General features: G+C 68.9%; 13 protein-coding genes. 7 read left to right on the plus strand and 6 right to left on the minus strand.

All coding sequences use genetic code 11. The features are described from left to right. The first annotated feature begins 125 nt into the window (after window positions 1-125). From DI276_RS17215 to DI276_RS17245, 7 genes are all read left to right on the plus strand, one after another. Entirely contained in the window at window positions 126-1,517 is a 1,392-nt protein-coding gene (locus tag DI276_RS17215) for an endo-1,4-beta-xylanase (RefSeq protein WP_112264467.1), read from the plus strand. An 81-nt stretch (window positions 1,518-1,598) separates the two neighbouring features. Next, entirely contained in the window at window positions 1,599-2,981 is a 1,383-nt protein-coding gene (locus tag DI276_RS17220; RefSeq protein ID WP_112264469.1) for a glycoside hydrolase family 43 protein, read from the plus strand. Further along, a complete protein-coding gene (locus DI276_RS17225) occupies window positions 2,978-4,282 on the plus strand; it encodes an extracellular catalytic domain type 1 short-chain-length polyhydroxyalkanoate depolymerase (RefSeq protein WP_112264568.1) in 1,305 nt (434 codons plus the stop codon). Before DI276_RS17220 ends, DI276_RS17225 begins: the two co-directional genes overlap by 4 nt. A gap of 18 nt (window positions 4,283-4,300) precedes the next feature. Continuing rightward, window positions 4,301-7,138 (plus strand): glycosyl hydrolase family 95 catalytic domain-containing protein, encoded by a 2,838-nt coding sequence (locus DI276_RS17230; protein WP_112264471.1) that lies wholly within the window; start codon window positions 4,301-4,303, stop codon window positions 7,136-7,138. Between the two features lie 45 nt (window positions 7,139-7,183). Further along, window positions 7,184-8,479 carry a cellulose binding domain-containing protein gene (locus DI276_RS17235; protein WP_112264480.1) on the plus strand — a complete coding sequence of 432 codons (1,296 nt, stop codon included), beginning with the start codon at window positions 7,184-7,186 and terminating at the stop codon, window positions 8,477-8,479. A gap of 18 nt (window positions 8,480-8,497) precedes the next feature. Further along, entirely contained in the window at window positions 8,498-9,787 is a 1,290-nt protein-coding gene (locus DI276_RS17240; RefSeq protein ID WP_112264482.1) for a ricin-type beta-trefoil lectin domain protein, read from the plus strand. Between the two features lie 124 nt (window positions 9,788-9,911). Continuing rightward, window positions 9,912-11,240: a ricin-type beta-trefoil lectin domain protein gene (locus DI276_RS17245; protein ID WP_112264484.1), complete on the plus strand. Its 1,329-nt coding sequence runs from the start codon at window positions 9,912-9,914 to the stop codon at window positions 11,238-11,240. Between the two features lie 68 nt (window positions 11,241-11,308). Here DI276_RS17245 and DI276_RS17250 read toward each other — a convergent pair whose 3' ends face one another. From DI276_RS17250 to DI276_RS17275, 6 genes are all read right to left on the minus strand, one after another. Next, window positions 11,309-12,586, minus strand: coding sequence for a beta-L-arabinofuranosidase domain-containing protein (locus DI276_RS17250; protein ID WP_112264486.1), 1,278 nt, complete (start codon window positions 12,584-12,586; stop codon window positions 11,309-11,311). Between the two features lie 141 nt (window positions 12,587-12,727). Next, entirely contained in the window at window positions 12,728-14,446 is a 1,719-nt protein-coding gene (locus tag DI276_RS17255; RefSeq protein WP_112264488.1) for a glycoside hydrolase family 6 protein, read from the minus strand. Window positions 14,447-14,466: 20 nt separating this feature from the next. Then, window positions 14,467-14,919 carry a hypothetical protein gene (locus DI276_RS17260; protein WP_112264490.1) on the minus strand — a complete coding sequence of 151 codons (453 nt, stop codon included), beginning with the start codon at window positions 14,917-14,919 and terminating at the stop codon, window positions 14,467-14,469. Then, a complete protein-coding gene (locus DI276_RS17265) occupies window positions 14,919-16,178 on the minus strand; it encodes a lytic polysaccharide monooxygenase (RefSeq protein ID WP_198680708.1) in 1,260 nt (419 codons plus the stop codon). The genes DI276_RS17260 and DI276_RS17265 overlap by 1 nt, the downstream gene beginning before the upstream one ends. 11 nt (window positions 16,179-16,189) lie before the next feature. Further along, window positions 16,190-19,066 carry a glycoside hydrolase family 48 protein gene (locus tag DI276_RS17270; protein WP_112264492.1) on the minus strand — a complete coding sequence of 959 codons (2,877 nt, stop codon included), beginning with the start codon at window positions 19,064-19,066 and terminating at the stop codon, window positions 16,190-16,192. A gap of 344 nt (window positions 19,067-19,410) precedes the next feature. Then, entirely contained in the window at window positions 19,411-20,823 is a 1,413-nt protein-coding gene (locus DI276_RS17275) for a cellulose binding domain-containing protein (protein ID WP_112264494.1), read from the minus strand. Between the last annotated feature and the right edge of the window lie 217 nt (window positions 20,824-21,040).

Consider the following 21,040-nt stretch of genomic DNA (forward strand, 5'->3'; position numbering starts at 1 on the left):
GCCCACCTGAGCGATCCCCCGCACCGGAGTCCCGGCCCGCCGCACCGGAACTCACCCGCATGCGCCCGGATCGACGTCCTGCCCATCACGCCCGCATTCCGGGCGAGTTCTCGAAAGCGTGGAAGATGAAACTGACATCGAGGTCAGTGTCCCTCGTCCCGATCGTTTCGGCAGTCGCGGCGGCGGCACTCGGCGCATCCCTGATCATGGCCGGCAACGCCAACGCGGCAACCACTCTGGGCGCCGCCGCGCAGCAGAGCGGACGCTATTTCGGCACGGCGGTGGCCGCGGGCAGGATGGGTGACTCGACCTACATCGGCATCCTGAACCGCGAGTTCGACATGGTCACGGCCGAGAACGAGATGAAGATGGACGCGACCGAGCCGAGCCAGGGCCGGTTCAGCTACGGCAACGCGGACCGGATCGTGAACCACGCGCGCAACCAGGGCAAGCGGGTGCGCGGGCACGCGTTGGCGTGGCACTCGCAGCAGCCCGGCTGGATGCAGGGCATGTCCGGTAGCGCGCTGCGCAACGCGGTGCAGAACCACATCACGCAGGTCGCGACCTACTACCGCGGCAAGATCTACGCCTGGGACGTGGTGAACGAGGCGTTCGCCGACGGCAGCAGCGGCGCCCGGCGCGACTCCAACCTCCAGCGCACCGGCAACGACTGGATCGAGGCCGCCTTCCGCGCGGCCCGCGCGGCCGACCCCGGCGCGAAGCTCTGCTACAACGACTACAACACCGACGACTGGTCGCACGCCAAGACCCAGGCGGTCTACCGGATGGTGCAGGACTTCAAGTCCCGCGGTGTACCGATCGACTGCGTCGGCCTGCAGTCCCACTTCAACCCGCAGAGCCCGGTGCCGAACAACTACCAGACGACCCTGCAGAACTTCGCCAACCTCGGCGTCGACGTGCAGATCACCGAGCTGGACATCGAGGGCTCCGGCAGCGCCCAGGCGGCCAACTACGACCGCGTGACGCGGGCCTGTCTCGCCGTGACGAGGTGCACCGGCATCACCGTGTGGGGCATCCGCGACACCGACTCGTGGCGTGCCAACGGCACCCCGCTGCTGTTCGACGGCGGCGGCAACAAGAAGGCCGCGTACAACTCGGTGCTCAACGCGCTGAACGCGGCCGGCCCGACGACGACCACCACCACCACCACCACCACCACGACGACCACCACCACCACGACGACGACGACGACCAACAACCCCGGCCCTGGTGACTGCACCGCCTCGGTGTCACTGAACCAGTGGAACGAAGGGTTCGTCGCCACGGTCAAGGTCACCGCCGGATCCTCCGCACTGCGCGGCTGGCGGGTCACGACGACCCTGTCGAACGGCACCGTCACCAACTCCTGGAGCGCGAACCGCAGCGGCAACAGCGGATCCATCACCTGGACCAATGTGGACTACAACGCCAGCGTGCCCGCCGGCCAGTCCACCGAGTTCGGTTTCCAGGGCACCGGCAGCGGAGCGGGCCTCGACCCGACCTGCGCCGCAGGCTGACGCACCCACACCACCGCAGGGACCCAGCGGATCGGCGACCGCGCCGATCCGCCGGGCCGCCCTGCCCTCCGGGAGACGACGATGGCTCGCAAGCTCTGGACGCGCCTCGCGCTGGTGGTCGGTCTGCTCCTGACCGCGACCGCACAGGCGCAGGCGGACAACCCGATCGTGCAACACATCTACACCGCCGATCCTTCACCGTTGGTCCACAACGGACGGGTCTACCTCTACACCGGACACGACGAGGACGGCTCGACCTGGTTCACCATGAAGGACTGGCGGGTCTGGTCGTCGGCCGACATGGTGAACTGGACCGACCACGGCTCGCCGATGAGCCTCGCCACCTTCAGCTGGGCCAAGCAGGACGCGTGGGCCGGCCAGGCCGTGGAACGCAACGGCAAGTTCTACTGGTACGTCCCCGTCGTCACCAAGGCCACCGGACGCCCGGCCATCGGTGTCGGCGTCTCCGACAGCCCCACCGGCCCGTTCCGCGACGCCATCGGCCGTCCGCTGGTGGAGAACGGCGAGATCGACCCGTCGGTCATGATCGACGACGACGGCCAGGCCTACCTCTACTGGGGCAACCCGAACCTCTGGTACGTCAAGCTCAACCCCGACATGATCTCGTTCTCCGGCGGGGTCAACCGGATCCCGCTCACCACCGCCGGGTTCGGCACGCGCACCGGTGACGCGAACCGGCCCACCCTGTACGAGGAAGGGCCCTGGGTCTACAAGCGCAACGGCCTGTACTACAACGTCTTCGCGGCCAAGTGCTGCTCGGAGTTCATCGGCTACTCGACCTCGCCCGGTCCAACCGGGCCATGGACCTACCGCGGCACCGTGATGCCCACGCAGGGCAGCAGCTTCACCAACCACCCCGGCATCATCGACTTCAAGGGCAGCTCGTACTTCTTCTACCACAACGGCGCCCTGCCCGGCGGTGGCGGCTTCACCCGGTCCGTCGCGGTGGAGAAGTTCAGCTACAACGCCGACGGCACCATCCCGCAGATGAACATGACCACGGCGGGGCCACCGGCCGCGGACACGCTCAACCCCTATGTCCGCCAGGAGGCCGAGACCATCGCCTGGGGCAGCGGCATCGAGACCGAGCCCTCCAGCGAAGGCGGGATGAACGTCGGCTGGATCAACAACGGCGACTACATCAAGGTGAAGAACGTCGCTTTCGGTGCCGGCGCGAACCTCTTCAACGCCAGGGTCGCGTCGACCGTCGCGGGCAGCTCCATCGAGATCCGGTCCGGCAGCCCGACCGGCGCGCTCGCCGGTCGCTGCACGGTGCCCAACACCGGCGGCTGGCAGTCGTGGACCAACGTGTCGTGCGCGGTGAGCGGCCTGACCGGCACCCGCGACCTCTACCTGCGATTCGCCGGCGGTAGCAACTACCTGCTCAACATGAACTGGTGGCAGTTCGGCACGGGCGGCAACCTCGCCCGCACCGCGTCATGAACGCACGATCACATCGGGACGGCTTCGGCATCGTCGCCCTCGTGGCGGCGGTGCTGTTGCTGCTCGCCGCCATCGCGCTCTCCCTGGTGCCGCAACCGGCGAAGGCCGCGTCGCTGGTGCGGGTCACGAACTTCGGCACGAACCCCACCAACCTGAACATGTACGTCTACGCACCTGACCGGCTCGCGGCACGTCCGGCCATGCTGGTGATGGTGCACTATTGCAGCGGTTCGGCGTCCGCTGTGCACAACGGCAACGGACGCGACTACGTCACCGCCGCGGACCGCCTCGGCTACGTGATCGTCTACCCGGAGGCCACCAGGGACGGTCGCTGCTTCGACGTGTCGACCGCCAACGCGTTGCGCCGCAACGGAGGCAGCGACTCCACCGGGATCATGTCGATGGTGTCGCACGCACGTCAGCGTTACAACGTCGACCCGGCGCGGATCGTCGTCGCGGGCTTCTCGTCCGGCGCGATGATGACCAACGTGCTGGCCGCCCAGTACCCGGACGTGTTCAGCGCCGGCTCGGCGTTCTCCGGAGTTCCCGCCGGCTGCTTCGCGACGACCAACGGATCGCTGTGGAACAGCCAGTGCTCGAGCGGGAACCTGCTGAAGTCGCCGCAGCAGTGGGGCGACCAGGCCAGGGCGATGTACCCGGGCTACACCGGCAAGTACCCGCGGATGCAGCTGTGGCACGGCACGACCGACACCACGCTGGCGTACCCGAACTTCGGTGAAGCGCTCGACCAGTGGACCAACGTGCACGCGGTGAGCAGGACGCCGTCGTCGACCGACCAGCCGCAGCCCAGCTGGACCCGCACCCGGTACGGCAGCGCCGTCGAGGGCATCAGCATCCAGGGCACCGGACACAGCCTGCCGATGGCCGGGATGCTCGCGTACTCGATCACCTTCCTCGGCCTGGACAGCAACCCACCGACCACGACCACCACAACGACCACGACCACGACAACTCCGCCCCCAGGCGGATGTGCGATCGCCGCGTCGGTCAACGCGTGGAACACCGGCCTCACCGAGACGATCAAGATCACCAACACGGCGGCGGCTGCGGTCAACGGCTGGCAGCTGCGGTTCACGTTGCCCGGCGGCCAGGCCATCACGGGCGGCTGGAGCGCGACCTACTCCCCCGCCACCGGCGAGGTGTCCGCGAGCAACGTCGACTACAACGCGCAGATCCCGCCCGGCGGCTCGGTGTCGATCGGTTTCCAGGCCACGCACACCGGTGACAGCACGGCAGCCGGTGACTTCTCCCTCAACGGCGAGCGCTGTGCCACCGGCTGAACCCATTGGAGGACCGGCATGTCCGACCTGAACCGGCGCCAGCTCCTGATGCTCGGCGCGGGTGCCGTGCTGACCCAGGCAGGCTGGACAGCGACCGCCGCCGCAGCACCCGTCCACCAGGCCGCGGGCGACCTTTCCCTGTGGTACGACCGGCCTGCGGGGTCGGACTGGCTGCGCGCACTGCCGATCGGCAACGGCCGGCTCGGCGCGATGGTGTTCGGCAACACCGACACCGAACGCCTGCAGCTCAACGAGGACACCGTCTGGGCGGGCGGTCCGCACGACTACAGCAACCCGCGCGGTGCCGGTGCGCTCGCCCAGATCCGGCAGCTCGTGTTCTCGAACCAGTGGACGCAGGCGCAGTCGCTGATCGACCAGACCATGCTCGGCAACCCGGCAGGGCAGCTCGCCTTCCAGCCGGTCGGTGACCTCCGGCTGGCGTTGCCGTCCGCGACCGCGTCCGGGTACCGGCGCGAGCTCGATCTCACGACGGCCACGACCACCGTGACGTACACGGCGAACAACGTGCGCTACCGGCGTGAGGTGTTCGCGAGCGCGCCGGACCAGGTGATCGCGATCCGCCTGACCGCGGAGACACCCGGCTCGATCACGTTCACCGCGTCGTTCAGCTCGCCCCAGCGCACGACGGCGTCCAGCCCGGACGGCACGACCATCGCGCTGGACGGCGTTTCCGGTACCCAGCGGGGCATCGCGGGCACCGTCCGGTTCCTCGCGCTGGCCAAAGCCGTCGCCGAGGGCGGCTCGGTCACCAGCTCCGGTGGCACGCTGCGGGTGAGCAACGCCAACGCGGTGACCGTGCTGATCTCCATCGGCACCAGCTACGTCGACTTCCGCACGGTCAACGGCGACTACCAGGGCATCGCGCGCAGCCGCCTGAACGCCGCGCAGGGCCTCGCCTTCGACACCCTGCGAGCCCGCCACGTCGCGGACTACCAGGCGTTGTTCGGGCGGGTCAGCCTCGACCTCGGCCGCACCGCTGCGGCCGACCAGCCGACGGACGTCCGGATCACCCGGCACGCGAGCACGAACGACCCGCAGTTCGCCGCGCTGCTGTTCCAGTACGGCAGGTACCTGCTCATCTCGTCGTCACGTCCCGGCACGCAACCGGCGAACCTGCAGGGCATCTGGAACGACCAGATGACCCCGTCGTGGGACTCGAAGTACACGCTGAACGCCAACCTGCCGATGAACTACTGGCACGCGGACACCACCAACATCGGCGAGTGCTACCAGCCGGTGTTCAGAATGATCAACGACCTCACCGTCACCGGCGCGCGCACCGCCCAGGTGCAGTACAACGCGCGCGGCTGGGTCACCCACCACAACACCGACGCGTGGCGCGGCTCCTCGGTCGTCGACTTCGCGGCGGCGGGCATGTGGCAGACGGGCGGGGCGTGGCTCTCGACGATGATCTGGGACCACTACCTGTTCACCGGTGACGTGAACTTCCTGCGCACGTACTACCCGGCCATGAAGGGGTGCGCGCAGTTCTTCCTCGACACGCTCGTCACCGAGCCGAGCCTCGGGTACCTCGTCACCAACCCGTCGAACTCGCCGGAGCTCAACCACCACGCGAACGCCAGCGTCTGCGCGGGGCCGACGATGGACATGCAGATCCTGCGCGACCTGTTCGACGGCTGCGCGAGCGCGTCCGAGGTGCTGGGTGTCGACGCCGACTTCCGCACCCAGGTGCGATCAGCACGGCAGCGCCTGGCCCCGACGAAGATCGGCTCGCGCGGCAACGTCGTGGAGTGGCTGCACGACTGGGTCGAGACCGAGCGCGAGCACCGGCACGTCTCGCACCTGTACGGCCTGCACCCCAGCAACCAGATCACCAAGCGCGGCACTCCCCAGCTGCACACGGCGGCCCGCCGCACGCTGGAGATCCGCGGTGACGCGGGCACCGGGTGGTCCCTCGCCTGGAAGATCAATTTCTGGGCGCGGCTGGAGGAGGGCGCGCGGGCACACGACCTGATCCGGTCCCTGGTGACCACGGACCGGCTCGCGCCCAACATGTTCGACCTGCACCCGCCGTTCCAGATCGACGGCAACTTCGGTGCAACGTCCGGCATCGCGGAAATGCTGCTGCACAGCCACAACGGCGAGCTGCACGTGCTGCCCGCGCTGCCACCGGCGTGGCCGGCCGGCAGCGTCACGGGACTGCGCGGGCGCGGCGGGTACACGGTCGGCGCGACGTGGGGTGCCGACGGCGCCATCACGTTGACCGTCACGCCGGATCGCGACGGCACCGTCCGGGTCCGCAACCGGATCTTCGCCGGTACGTTCGAGCTGCGGGACACCACGACCGGCACCGCGATCCAGCCGACCAAGCCGGAAGCCGACGTGGCCGTGTTCGCCGTCCAAACAGGACACACATACCGGGCGTCCGGCCAGGGCTCGGGATCCGGCGTGCGGCCGGGCGTTCACTACCGGCTCGTCGCCCGGCACAGCGGAAAGTTCGCCGACATCAGCGGAGTGTCCACCGCGCCCGGCGCGCTGCTGCAGCAGTGGTCCCAGACCAGCGGCCTCAACCAGCAGTTCGACTTCATCGACGCGGGTGGCGGCTACCACCGGATCCGGGCCAGGCACAGCGGTCTCGTGCTCCAGGCCGCGAGCTCGAGCACCGGCGCGGACATCACCCAGCAGGCCGACACCAACGCGACCAACCAGCAGTGGCGCGTGACGGACCACGGCGGCGGCGTGGTCAGCCTGACCAACCGGCAGAGCGGGCTCGCCCTGGACGTCTGGGGCGCGGCGACCGCCGACGGCACGCGCATCTCCCAGTGGACCCCGAGCGGGGCCGACAACCAGCGATTCCAACTCCAACAAGTGTGAGAACCGAAGGGACAACGATGTTCCCCCAGTACGAGAAGGCGTGCCATGTCCCGGCATAGGTCCGTCATCGCGTTGGCCTTCGCCAGTGCCGTGGTCTTCCTGGGTGCGGCCGGTATCGCGCTCGGCGGCACGACCCCCGACGATCGGGCCGGCACGGCCGCGGCGACCGCGGGATGCGGCAAGCCCCCTGGCCTCAACAGCGGCCAGCACACGATCAGCAGCGGCGGCCAGAACCGCTCGTTCATCCTGCGGCTGCCGCCCAACTACGACAGCAACCGCCAGTACCGGCTGTTCGTCGGCTTCCACTGGCTGGGCGGCACCATGAACGACGTCGACTCCGGCGGCGGCGATGGCTACAACTGGTCGTACTACGGGTTGCGACGGCTCTCCGACGCGGCGAACAACAGCACGATCTTCGTCGCACCGCAGGGCAACAGCAACGGCTGGGCCAACCCCGGCGGCCAGGACGTCGCCTTCGTCGACGAGATGCTCCGGCGGCTGGACGCGGGCCTGTGCATCGACACGACGCAGCGCTTCGCCGGTGGGTTCAGCTACGGCGGCGGCATGTCGTACGCGATCGCCTGTGCCCGCGCCAACGTGTTCCGCGCGGTCGTCGTGTACGCGGGCGCACAGCTCAGCGGGTGCAGCGGTGGCAACGACCCCATCGCCTACCTGGGCATTCACGGCATCAGCGACAACGTGCTCAACATCAGCCAGGGCCGGAGTCTGCGCGACCGGTTCGTGCGCAACAACGGGTGCACGGCACAGAACCCGCGCGAACCGAGTGCGGGCAGCCGGACGCACATCGTCACCGCCTACAGCGGCTGCCGGGCCGGCTATCCCGTGGTGTGGGCCGCGTTCGACGGCGGTCACACTCCGGCACCCGTCGACGGCGGCGGCGACGGGTGGCGCACCTGGACCTCCGGCGAGGCGTGGAAGTTCATCACCCAGTTCGGACCTGGTGGCCCCACGAGCACCACGACGACGACCACTACCACCACCACAACTCCGCCCGGTGACACGGAATGCCGGGTCAGCGACAAGATCAACGCCTGGAACACCGGGCTGACGTCGGAAATCACCATCACGAACACCGGCACCACGCCGATCAGCGGATGGTCACTGGTCTTCACCCTGCCCGGCGGGCAGACCATCACGGGCGGCTGGAGCGCCACCTACTCCCCTGCCTCGGGCGAGGTGACGGCCAAGAACGTCAACTACAACCCCGACATCGCGCCCAACGCGTCGATCAGCATCGGCTTCCAGGCCACGCACACCGGCAACACCTCGGCACCGGCCTCGTTCTCCCTCAACGGCAAGACCTGCGCCATCTCCTCCTGACAGAGAGTGCGGAACCCCATGCAACAGAACAACGTTCTCCGACGGGTGCGGTGGCTGGTCGCTGCGGCCGCCGCCACCCTGGTGTTCAGCGGTGCCGGTGTCGCCGGCGCGGAACCACCGGCCGCGAGCTCCGATCCCGTGGCCGCCGCCTGCGGCCAGGCACCCACGCTGCGCAGCGGCACCCACACGATCCAGAGCAGCGGCAAGTCCAGGCAGTTCATCCTGAGCGTGCCGGACAACTACGACCCCAACCGCCGCTACCGGCTGGTCTTCGGCTTCCACTGGTGGGGCGGCACCGCCCAGCAGGTGGCGGGCGGCGGCAGCGACGGCGCGGTCTACGCCCACTACGGCCTGAAAGCGCTGTCGAACAACTCGGCGATCTTCGTCGCGCCGCAGGGTCTGGGCAACGCCTGGGCCAACTCCGGCGGTGAGGACGTCCGGTTCTTCGACGACATGGTCAGCCGGATCGAGGGCGACCTCTGCGTCGACCCCGCGCAGCGCTTCTCCCTGGGCTTCAGCTACGGCGGCGCGATGAGCATCTCGCTCGCGTGCTCCCGGCCGACGATGCTCAAGGCGATCGCGGCCATCGCCTCGCCGGGTGAGATCAGCGGGTGCTCCGGCGGCACCGCACCCGTGGCCTACATGGGCATCCACGGCATCAGCGACAACATCGGCTCCGGCCGCGGTCAGCGCGACCGGTGGGTCCGCAACAACGGATGCACCGCGCAGAACGCACCTGAACCGTCCCGCGGCAGCAACACCCACATCACCACCCACTACTCGGGTTGCCGCACCGGCTACCCGGTGGCGTGGGCACCCTTCGACGGAGGACACCAGCAGGGACCGGTCGACGGCTGCTCGGGTTGTGAGAGCGGTGCGCGCAGCTGGGTGAAGAACGAGGTGTGGAAGTTCTTCACCGGCGACACCCCACCCACGCCCACCACGTTCCGGCTGCGCGGCGAGTCCTCTGGCCGTTGTCTCGACGTCAACGGCGCCGGCACGGCCAACGGCACCCAGATGATCACGTGGGACTGCCACACCAACGCCAACCAGCAGTTCGGCCAGAACGGCCAGGCCCTGCAGGTGACGGGCAAGTGCCTGGACGTGCCGAACAACGCGGCCTCCGGCACCAGGGTCCAGATCTGGGACTGCCACGGCGGCGCCAACCAGAACTGGAACGTCGCGGGCGGCACGGTCACCAGCGTCCAAACAGGACTGTGCCTGACCTCCGGCGGCACGGCCAACGGTGCGGCCGTGACCGTGGCGACCTGCTCGGGCGGCGCCAACCAGCGCTGGGCCAAGGCCTAGCGGGCAGCGGGTGACGGCGGTCGCGCAGCCCGTCGTCACCCGCTTGCGGCGAAGCGGTTCCCACGGCAACCACTGTGACGAACGGAAGGGACAACGATGTTCCACCAGTACAAGGGGCGATGCCATGATCAGGCCTAGAAGCGTGATCGCGATGATCGCCGCCGGCGCCGTGGTGGCCCTCGCCGCCGCCGGCATCGCGCTCGGCGGCACGATCCCCGACGGCCACGCCGGCACGACCGCGGCGACCGCGGGATGCGGCAAGCCACCCGCCCTGAACAGCGGCCAGCACACCATCAACAGCGGCGGCCAGAACCGCTCTTACATCCTGCGGCTGCCACCCAGCTATGACAACAACCGCCAGTATCGGGTGTTCATCGGCCTACACTGGCGCGGCGGCACCATGAACGACGTCGACTCCGGCGGGTCCGACGGCTACAACTGGTCGTACTACGGGCTGCGGCGCCTGTCCGACGCCGCGAACAACGGCACGATCTTCGTCGCGCCACAGGGCAACGGCAACGGCTGGGCCAACCCCGGCGGCCAGGACCTCACCTTCATCGACGACCTGGTCCGGCTGCTCGACAACAGCCTGTGCATCGACACGACCCAGCGCTTCGCCGGCGGCTTCAGCTATGGCGGCGGCATGTCCTACGCGATCGCGTGTGCACGCGCCAACGTGTTCCGCGCGGTCGTCGTCTACTCCGGCGCCGAACTCAGCGGCTGCAACGGCGGCAACCAGCCCATCGCCTACATGGGCATCCACGGCATCAGCGACAACGTGCTCGGCATCGGCCTGGGCCGCGGGCTGCGCGACCGGTTCGTGCGCAACAACGGCTGCACAGCGCAGAACCCGCGCGAACCGGGTTCAGGCAGCAGGACCCACATCGTCACCGCCTACAGCGGCTGCCGGGCCGGCTATCCCGTGGTCTGGGCGGCGTTCGACGGCGGCCACACTCCGGGCCCGATCGACGGCGGCGGCGACGGCTGGCGAACTTGGACCTCCGGCGAGGCGTGGAAGTTCATCTCCCAGTTCACGGGCGACCCCGGCCCGACCAGCACCACCACGACACCTCCCGACCCGACCGCGTTCCGGCTGCGCGGCGAGGCCTCCGGGCGTTGCCTGGACGTCGTCGGCGCGGGCACGGCCAACGGCACGCAGCTGATCACGTGGGACTGCCACACCAACGCCAACCAGCGGTTCACCCAGAACGGCCAGACCCTGAGGGTGTCGGGCAAGTGCCTGGACGAGCCCACCAACGCGCCTTCCGGTGCCAGAGTCCAGATCTGGGACTGCCACGGCGGCGCCAACCAGAACTGGAACATCACTGCCAACGGCACGATCACCAGCGTCCAAACAGGACTGTGCCTCAACTCGACCGGCACCGGCAACAACGCCGCGGTGACGGTGGCAACCTGCTCGGGCGGCACCAACCAGCGCTGGGCCAAGGCCTAGCCGAGCGAAGAGCGGGCGGCGCTCCCCCGCGCCGCCCGCTTTCGCCGTGCCGTCAGCCGGGTGGTGGGCTACGGCAGGCTCAGGTCGACGACGTCTCCGCTCACCCAGTGGCGGTCGACGCGTGCGTAGGTCCCAGCGGTGACGGGCTGCTCCGCCACGCCGTTCACCCGCAGCACCGCACCCTGTGCCCAGGACGGAACGCGCACCCGCAGGTCGATCCAGCCGGAACCGGTGATCGTCAGCCTGGTGGCCGGGTCCTGGCGCACCAGCACACCGCGGCCGGCCCAGCTGAGCACGGACGGGACGAACAGGTTGACGTACAGCACGTTCCCGGCGTGGAAGTAGATGCTGTCGCGGTGCTCGGTCGCCATGCCGGTGCCGTAGCAGCACGAGAAGTCGTCGCGGGTGTCCGGCTCCCGGTCGTTCAGCGACTGCTCGTAGTAGTCGAAGTACCGGATCTGGCCGGGATCACCGCGGAACAGCTGGTGGGTCAGCTTCCGCAGGTCGTGGGTGCTGCACCGGCACTCGTCGGCCGCGTTCTCCCAGCAGTGCACGGCGATGTCGCGGTACCGGGTCTCGCCGGTGGCGTGGTACAGGCGGATGGCACCGAGTGCCGCAGGGAGCCTCGCGTAGGCGTGGTCGAAGTACCGCGCGGTCGTCAGGTGCGCGGGGTCGCCGGTGGCCTGGTAGAGGTTCGCGAGCACCTCGTTCATCCCGCCGAACTCGGTGGCCAGCACGGTGTGCCGATGGGCCTGCGACAACCTGCCGATCCGCCAGCCCACCCAGGCCGCCATCCGCGTGAGCACGGTCAACGCGCGCGTGCCGCCCACGAGCAGGTGCACGTCCAGGAGGCCCGCCATGATCTTGTGCAACGTGCCGTAGGGCGCCTGGACCGGTTCTCCGGCCTCGAGCCTGCCGATGAAGCCTTCCGGGAAGGCCGACAGGTAGCCCGTGCTGAACCCGGCGAACCTGGCCCGGTCCTGGCACAGCGCCAGTTGGTCGACGAGGTAGTGCGCCCGCACCGAGAACGCCCGGTCGCCGGTGGTGGCGAACGCCTGCGCCAGCGCGGTCAGCACGTGCCCGGTGGTGTGGCCGCGCTGTTCCGCGGCCGGTGACTCCCACCCGGTGCAGGGAACCATCTCGGAGGGCAGGCCGGCGTTGCGGCGGAAGGTGTGCAGCAGCCGGTCGGGGTCGAGGGACTTCAGCTTGGCGTGCGTGCGGGACATGTGGTCGTGCAACGGTCCGGGCAACAGCGTCACCGCGCTGAGCGGGAACGGGTCCGCAGACACGCCGAGGTCGCGCCGGGCGACGCCGTTGGGCTCGTGGAGGACCGTTGCTTCGGACATGGCACTTGGCCTTTCGCGGAGAGATTTGCATGCCGAGCGCCGCCGTCGCGGGTGCGGCCGCGACGGCGGCGGGCGGTTCCCGCACGAGCGGAAGTCGCGCGGGAACCGGTTCACAGCAGTCCTGTGCTCACAGCTCGGTTGTCACAGCGCCGGGTAGGCGTTGCGCATGAGCTCCTGGAACTGCGCGGAGAACCACTTGCCGGACAACGGAGCGTCCGCCAGGGCACCCGACATGTTGTTGCCGTTGCGGATGTTTCCGGTGTAGGCCGGGTCGCACATCTTGTCCGCGCCCTTGCCCTCGTTGTTCGGGATCTCCTTGCTGGCACCGTCGGACTCGCCCGGCGGCTTCATCCACACGTAGGCGTCGACACCCGTCTCCGGTGCGGCCTTCGGGCGCTCGCCGAGGCCGGCACCCGACTGGTTGCACCAGTTGCCGAGGTGGATGCGCCGGTCGAGCCTGCCGCCGTTGACGTAGGCGTCCACGGTCGTGCGCGGGCCAGGACCGGTGGGACGGGCCGCGCCGCCCCAGCCGTTGCGGCTGGTGTCGATCAGCATGCCGACGCCGGAGTCGAAGCCGGCCTGCACAGCCCGCTGCCGGAACGCCTGCGCGTAGGACAGCTCGTCGATGTAGCGGTTCCAGTCCACCCACTTCGACTCGCGCACGGACTTGTCGATCGTGTCGTTGATCGAGAAGTACGGCTCCTTCAGCGCGCCGTAGTTCGCGGTGTTGGCGATGAACCCGTGCACGTTCGCCTTCGTGCTACCGGACGCGTTGGCCGCGGTGTACAGCAGCTCGGCGGTCGGGCCGAAGTTGTCGTCCCAGCCGATCCAGCCGTGGTGGCCGATGTCGAGGTAGTTGTAGACGTTCGGCACCGCGCCGAGCTTCGCGAGCGCGTAACCGACACCCGTGACGTAGTTGCCGTTGTTCTTCATGACGTCGCACGCGTCCACCTTGGTCGGGCGCGGCGTCACGTTGGTGATCAGGTTCGGCAGCGAGTCGATCTCGACCGTGGTGACGATCCGCAGGTCCTTGTAGGCGGGCTTGGCGAAGATCGCCGCGATCGGGTCGATGTACTCGGTCTTGTACCGGTCGATCTCGGTGGGCTTGAGCTCACCGTTGGACGCCAGTGCCGAGCAGTCCCGGCCGGGCAGGTTGTAGATGACGAACTGGATCACCAGCGGCGCACCCGCCGCCTGGCGCACCGCCTCGTCCAGATGCGCTGCCACGCCACGGGAGTCGACCGTCCCGTTGATCGCCGCGATGCGGTCGATCCACACACCGGTCGGCTGGTTCGCGACCCTGCTGCCGCCCGGCTCGGCGCTGGCCTTCGCCGCCCAGTCCGGGTTGATGTACTGCTTCGCGCCGACGTACGGGTTGTCGACGCGGTTACCTGGGTTCGGGTTGGTGTCACTGGTCGTCGTGGTGGTGGTCGTCGGCGACACGCCCGTGCAGACCGTGCCGTTCAAGGAGAACGACGACGGATCCACGTTGCTGGCACCGGTGTAGCTGCCGTTGAACCCGATCTCGGTTGACCCGCCGGTGCCCAGGCTGCCGTTCCACGACATGCTCGTCGCCGTCACGTCCGCGCCCGACTGCGACCAGTTGGCGCTCCAGCCTTGAGTCACCTTCTGCGAGCCCGGGAACGTGAACTTCAGTGTCCACGAAGACAGGGCGTCACCCAGGTTGGTGATCTTCACCTTGCCACCGAACCCGCCGCCGCCCCAGTTGTTCGCCGTGTAGTCCACCCGGCAACCGGGTGCGGCGCCCGCGGGTGCGCTGAGCGCCACCCCGAACGTCGCGACGGCGGTGGCGACCACGACTCCTGCCGCGGCCAACCGCCTTCGTCCGTTGAGCCTCATTGCCACGGATCTCCTGTCTGTCAATGGTGTTTGATCGGGATGAGCGCGCACGCGGTGAGCGTGCACTCGAGTCGTTTCAGGCCGAGGTGCTCCATACCGGTCGAGCCGGTGATCGCGAAGCCGTCCCCGAACACGAGGTCCGGGTCGCCCTTGACCTCGCCGCGAGCGAGCGCGGCGCGCCAGCCCTCCTCCAGTCCCGGCCGGAGCACCAGCAGGCCCAGCTGTTCGTAGGGCGGCTTCGAACACGTGCCCCACTCCGCGATGTACGGCCCGTAGACCTTCGCCCGCACCGGGCCGACGAACGCGGCGAAGTCCTCGCCTTTGCGCACGCCGGTGCATTCCCCGGTGACCTGCTGCAGCCAGGCGGCGATCCCGTCGACGCCGCCCGCGGGGTCCGGGGCCGGTTCGGCGCGTGCGACCAAGATGGCGCACACGACCGAACCGGCCACGAAGAGGGCGAGGAGGACCCTCATCACGGGATGGCGCAGGAGACTCCGTTGAGCGTGAAGCTCACCGGGTCCGTCACCGCCCCTGTCGTCGCCGCGTTGAACCCGAACTCCGCCGTGCCGCCGGCGGCGATGTCCGCGTTGTACGAGGCGCCCTTCGCCGTGGCCTTGCCGTCCGCGACGGTGATCGAGGACGACCAGTACGACGAAACCCGCTGCCCGGCCGGGAAGTCCCAGACGAGCTCCCATGCGCGCACGGCTTCCGAGCTGCCGTTGGCGATCTTCACGTTGGCCGTGTAGCCGCCGTTCCAGGTGCTCGGCTTGGTGTAGGTCACCGTGCAGGCGCCGGTGCCGGTGCCGCTGCCGGTGCGCACCGTGACGCCCGGTGACGACGGCGAGGCGTTGCCCGCCGAGTCGGCCGCGACCACGCGGAAGGTGTAGTCGGTGTTGGACGACAATCCCCTGACCGTGACCGAGTTCGTGGTCGTGGTGGCGACCACCTGGTCACCGCGGTAGACGCGGTACTCCGTCACCCCGAAGTTGTCCGACGACGCCGGCCAGTCCAGCCGCACGGAGCTGCCGGTGACCGAGGACGCGACCGGCGCACCCGGCGCGGTGGGCGGCTGGGTGTCCGGCACGCCACCGCCGAACACCACGTCCGAGCAGCTGTAGAACGCCTCGGGGCTGTCCGAGCGCTGCCAGAGCGAGTAGATGATGTGCCGGCCCGACTTGTTGGGCAGCCTGGCCTGCCAGCTGTACTCGCCGTTGCCCAGCGGCGGGTTGGTGATCTTGTCGAACGGTGCCGGTTCCAGGTCCGACCACTTGAGCGGCTTCGTGACGTCGAAGCCGTCCTTGGTCACGTACTGCTCCCACGTACCGGGGTGCGGTGCCCAGGCGTTGTACTTCAACGTGACCGTGGCGTTCGCGGTCACCTGGGTCGTCGGCCAGTCGGCCCGCGGCTGGTTGTAGGCGTCGTACTTCGTGGTCGGGCCGCACAGGTCGCCGTCAGGGACGATCTCCCGGTGCCGGCCGGCGGCGTTGCTGATCAGGTTGCCGTACCAGTCCCACAGCGGTTGCTTGCCGCCCTGCGCCACCGCGGCGACGCACGCGGGGTTGGTCGGCTGCAGGTCGCCACCGCCGCTGCCCGCTCGGCCGTCCTGGTAGCAGAGGTACGTGCGGCTGCCGGGCCAGACCATCGAACCGTGCGCGAGCGCGGGTGCGCTGGTCTGCACCAGAAGCGCGCCGACCGCCGCGCCGATCGCCAGGAGTGCGATTGGTTTTCTCATCTCGATGCTCCTCACCCGAAGATCTCGGCGTGCAGGGAGAAGGCGGTGGCGATCTCCGCCTGCGCCCAGAACCGGTGGTACGTGAACGTCGGCACCGGACCACCGTCCAGATAGGACTGGACCTTGGGCCACTGCGGGTCGTTGCGGAACATCGACCGCATGGACAGGAACGACGAACCCTGACCGATCTGGTCACCGTTCGGCATCCGGCCGGTCCAGCCCGGTGGCACGTACGGGCCTTCACCGTTCGACGCGTTGTAGACGTCGTCGAAGCGGTTGTAGTCCGCACGAGTCTCCGGCGTGGCGATGCCGAGGCTGTCCTGGTGCGCCAGCAAGGAGGTCAGCAGTCCCTCGCCGGTGGTCTTCGCCGCCGCGTTGCCCGACCTCGCCGCGTAGTTCAGCAGCACCTTGGCCAGTGAGGCCGCGGTACCGACGTCCTGGTTGCGGTTCAACACGCGGACCTTCAGGTTCGCGTTCGCGCCGGGGTTGGTGGCGTTCCACGTGTCGGGTGCGCCGGTCCACTCCAGATCAGCGGGGATCTGGAAGTTGGTGCCCGTGGTGGTGTTCGCGATCGCCCACGGCACCCACTTGTCGAGGATCTTCTTCGCCCGAGCGTCGCCGGTCAGCCGGTACAGCGCCGCCGTGCGCTCGATGCCCCACACCTGGAAGCCGAACCAGCGGTTCGACGGCGGGTCACGCCACACCGGGTGGGCGTCGTAGTACATGCCGTAGAACGTCGGCGTGCCGGCGGGAGGCGCGGCGTACTGGCCCTCCCAGCTGTTCGTGACGCCACCGGCGATGCCGCCGTCGGCCGACTGCAGCCACTGCAGCATCTCGAGCTGCCGGCTCAGGCTCGTCGCCCAGTCCTGCTGTCCGGTGGCGGACAACGGCTTGAGCGCGGGCACGTTGGCGAGAGCGTGTGCTGCCAACGGGTTCTGGTAGCCCTGGTGTGAGGCTCCGTCACCGATGCGCCACGCCCAGCCGGCGCTCGTGTCGTACGCGCCACCCCAGGCGTAGTACCAGGACATCAGGTAGTGCGCGCTGCTCTTGCCCGTGCCGCCGGGGCAGGAGCTGGGGCTGGAGCAGTTGCCGATGCGCTTGAAGTACTTGTCGAACATGGCGTACCGCAGGTAGTCGCCCATCTTCGCGGCCTTGCCGATCTCGGGCGCGATCTGGGCTCCCTTGCCCTGCGCGTTCGCCCACTCCTGCGCGAGCAGTGCCACCTGCACCGCGCGGGCGTCCGCGTCCGGCGCGTTGGTGTACTTCCACTGCTTGGCGTAGGAGGCGTCCTTGGTGAACAGGTCCAGGAACCCGTTGGGGCCACCGTGCTTGAACGTGTCGCACGACGGCTGCGGGATCGTCTCCCACACCGACTCCGACGAACCGCGCTGGTAGGTGTTGATGTACGACGGCGCCGTCGTGCCGTCACCGCACCGGCCGAAGCCGTAGGTGTTGTCGACGTCGATCAACCAGTGCATGCCGTAGATGTCCGAGTTGCCGTACGCGGACTTCAGCTCGGCCGCGATCGGGTCGGAACCGACCGGGATGTTGCTGTCCAACACGGCCGGGTACCGGTCCATCCGCGGGTGCTCGGGTGCGTAGGTCGCCGGCTTCGACGCGTTGTACGAGTCGTTGGTCGGCTGGTCCGCCTTGGCCGGGATGATGAACTTCTCCATCGAGGCCCACGCGGACTTGAACGGCGCCCAGTCACCGGACACGCGGCCGTAGCTCGCTTCCAGCCACAGGTAGTAGCTGAACGCCTCCGACGTCGTCTGGTGACCGTGGTCGGGTGCTTCCACCATCAGCGTCTCGACCGAGTGGTACGGCACGAGCAGGTCGCCGAACTTGCGGAAGTAGCCGCTCGCCGGATCCTTGATCTTGTTGTACTGGTCCAGGAACGCCTTGTTGAAGTCCGAAGTGGACGGGTCGATCTCCTTGACCGTGACGGTCGCCGGGCTGTGGCCGGGCGCCGACGCGGTGAAGGTCGCGGTCGCGAGCTCACCGCCGTTGTTCGCCGACCGCACCGTCACCGTCTGCTTCGCCGTGCCGGAGAACGTGAGCGTCTCCGGCGTCACCGTGAGGTCCGCGCTGCCACTGCGGGCGAGCGTGACGGTGACCGGCTGGCTCGGCGCCGTGGCCAGGGAGACGTCGAACGTCGCCGTCTGCCCCTGCTTCACCGAGACCGTGCTCGGCGAGGCCAGCACCGCGGGTCCCGCCAACACCTTCACCATCGCCGGCGCGGAGCTGCTCACCAGCCCGCGGTCGTCGGTCGCCCGTGCGGTGATCGGGTGATCGCCCGCCGTCGGCGACGTCCACGTGCCGGTGTACGGCGAACTGGTGTCGGACGCGATCAGCGTGTCACCGGCGTAGAAGTCGACCTTCGCCACCGTGCCGTCGCTGTCCGACGCGGTCGCCGCCAGCGGGATCTGCGCGGGCAGGGTGTAGGTGCTGCCCGCAGTGGGCGCGGTGAGCGCGACCGTCGGCGCCTTGTTGGGGCCGGTGCAGGCGACCCCGTTCACCGCGAAGTCCGTGGGTGGCCGGTTGGTCGCACCCTTGCTGCCGTTGAAACCGACCTGCGCCGTACCGCCGGTCGGAATCGTGCGGGCCCAGTCGGGGTTGGTCACGGTGACCACGGCCCCGGTCTGGCTGAAGTTGCCGCTCCAGCCCTGCGTGACGCGTTGCCCGTCGGGGAACGTCCAGGTGAGGTTCCAGCCGTTCAACGCGTCGCCGTCGTTGCGGATCGACACGCTGGCGCCGAATCCGTTGTTCCACTCGTTGGTGACCTGATAGGTGACTGTGCAGGCAACCGCGAGCGGTGCCGCCATCGCGGGTACCCCGCCGGCCACCATCACCGCCGCAACCGCCAGTGCCGTTGTTCGCCGAGTCATGCCGCCGCCCTCTCGACAAATGGGAGCGCTCCCAGAGTTCACGGCACTGTAACGTGGCTCATACCGGCCAATCGGGCACCGGAGCAGTCGCGATTACCCCGGTCGTCGCTGCACTTTGGGCGGTTCGATGCAGCGGACGCTCGTCTGCCGAACCCTCTTACTGCTCCCTTCGAGTGGAATCCTGGGACCGCTCCCAGAAGACGTATTGGCCCCTTGCCACACTTCGCACGGCCGAAAAATTCCGAAAAGTTAACCAGTTTTCGTTGGCACGACCGGAAACGGCGACCAATGGATCCCAGGACGCACGCCTGGGACCCACCGGCCGTTGTCCGGGCTCTGTCCGATCACCAGGCCAGGTTCAGCCCCGCGATGACCTCGCCCAGGCGTCCCGAGATCAGCTGGTGGTCGCGCTGCGAGAAGTGCCAGTCGCACCCGAGCAGGTCCACCGCCACGTCGCCGAAGTTCCAGAGGCGGATCCGGCCGTCGCCGCGCTCCTGCACGACCTGCCTGGCCGCGTCGGCGAACGTGCCGGAGGCCTGCGGCACGCCCACGAGGATCGTCGTGCCGGAGCCGTAGCGGTTGCGCAGCTTGGTCAGGAACTCCTGGTACGCCGCCTTGTACGCGGTCACGAGGCTCTGCTGGTCCGGCCACTGCTCGCCGGGGTTGAGCGCGGTGGAGAAGTCGTTGGTGCCCAGGCCGACCACGACGAGCTGCGGGTGCCACGTGCCGGGGTTCTGCCAGACGTCACCTTCGACGTTGAGCAACGCGCGGTCGTAGTAGGTGCGGTAGCTCTTGCCGGGATCGCCACCGTTGTAGTTGCGGACCATGCCACGACCGGAGAAAGCGTTGACCTGGTAGTCGGCGTTGAGCGAGCGGGCGGTGAGCGCGCCGAAGCTCACGTCGGTGTTGGTGTTGCGGTCGACGCCGCCGTTGGCCGAGCAGTCGCGGGTCGTGGACAGGTTGCCGTAGCCCGCGGTCAGCGAGTCGCCGATGAACTCGATCTGCCGGGTGCGCGCGGCGGGTTTCGCGAGGATCTCGCCGCCGGCCGCGGCGACGAACCCGCCGAACTCCCCCGACGCCCAGGTGCTCTCGGTGCGCTTGACCAGCCGGACGGTGTGCTGGGCGTTGCTCAGGTTGTTCACCCAGTAGGTGGTCCTGCCGGGCTTCGTCACCCGCGCGACGGTCGCGCCGTCGATCTGCACGTCGAACTCGTTGGCCGAGTCGTTGAGCGCGATCCCGACACCGGTGCCGCGGAACCTGCCCTCGAAGTACACGCCGGGCCAGGAGTACTGACCGGACTTCGTGACCCTGCCTGCCGTGTGGGCCTGCGCCAGGACGTCCGGCGCGGGTGCGGTGCCCGTGCAGGTCGTGCCGTTGAGCGCGAAACTGGCCGGCACCGGCGCCGTCGGTCCGTTCGCGACGAAGCCAAAGCCTGCGCTCGCACCGGTGCCGAGGGAGCCGTTGTAGCTCACGTTGTCGACGGCGACCTGGGCGCCGGACTGGCGCACCGTCCCGTTCCAGCTCTGGGTGATCGTCTGGCCGCCGCCGAACGACCAGGTCAGCTGCCAGCCGGTGACCGCGTCGCCGAGGTTCGTGACGTTCACGGAGGCGATGAACCCGCCCTGCCACTCGTTGGTCACCTCGTAGTCGACCCGGCACCCGGCGGCGGCTTTCGCCTCGGGAGCGCCGCTGAACGTGACAGCCGCCGTCAGTGCGGCGGCGAGGACGGCAGCTGCCGTCGACGTTGACCGGTGCACACCCAGCTCCTCTTGTCCACTATGGACTTCGAATCCGATGGAAACGTTCTCAAGCGGACCGTAGCCGACTCGCACGACACCGTGAAGACCGTTGCAGCACAACGTTTTCCGTCGAATCGACGACGTTCGACGGTGAATCGTCGAAACGTCGTCGATGCCGAGTGCGTGCAACACGAGCAGTAGTTGAACGTTTAACCACCGTATGCTGACCCCCGCC

The organism is Lentzea terrae, from assembly GCF_003265345.1.
Classification (GTDB): Bacteria; Actinomycetota; Actinomycetes; order Mycobacteriales; family Pseudonocardiaceae; genus Lentzea; species Lentzea terrae.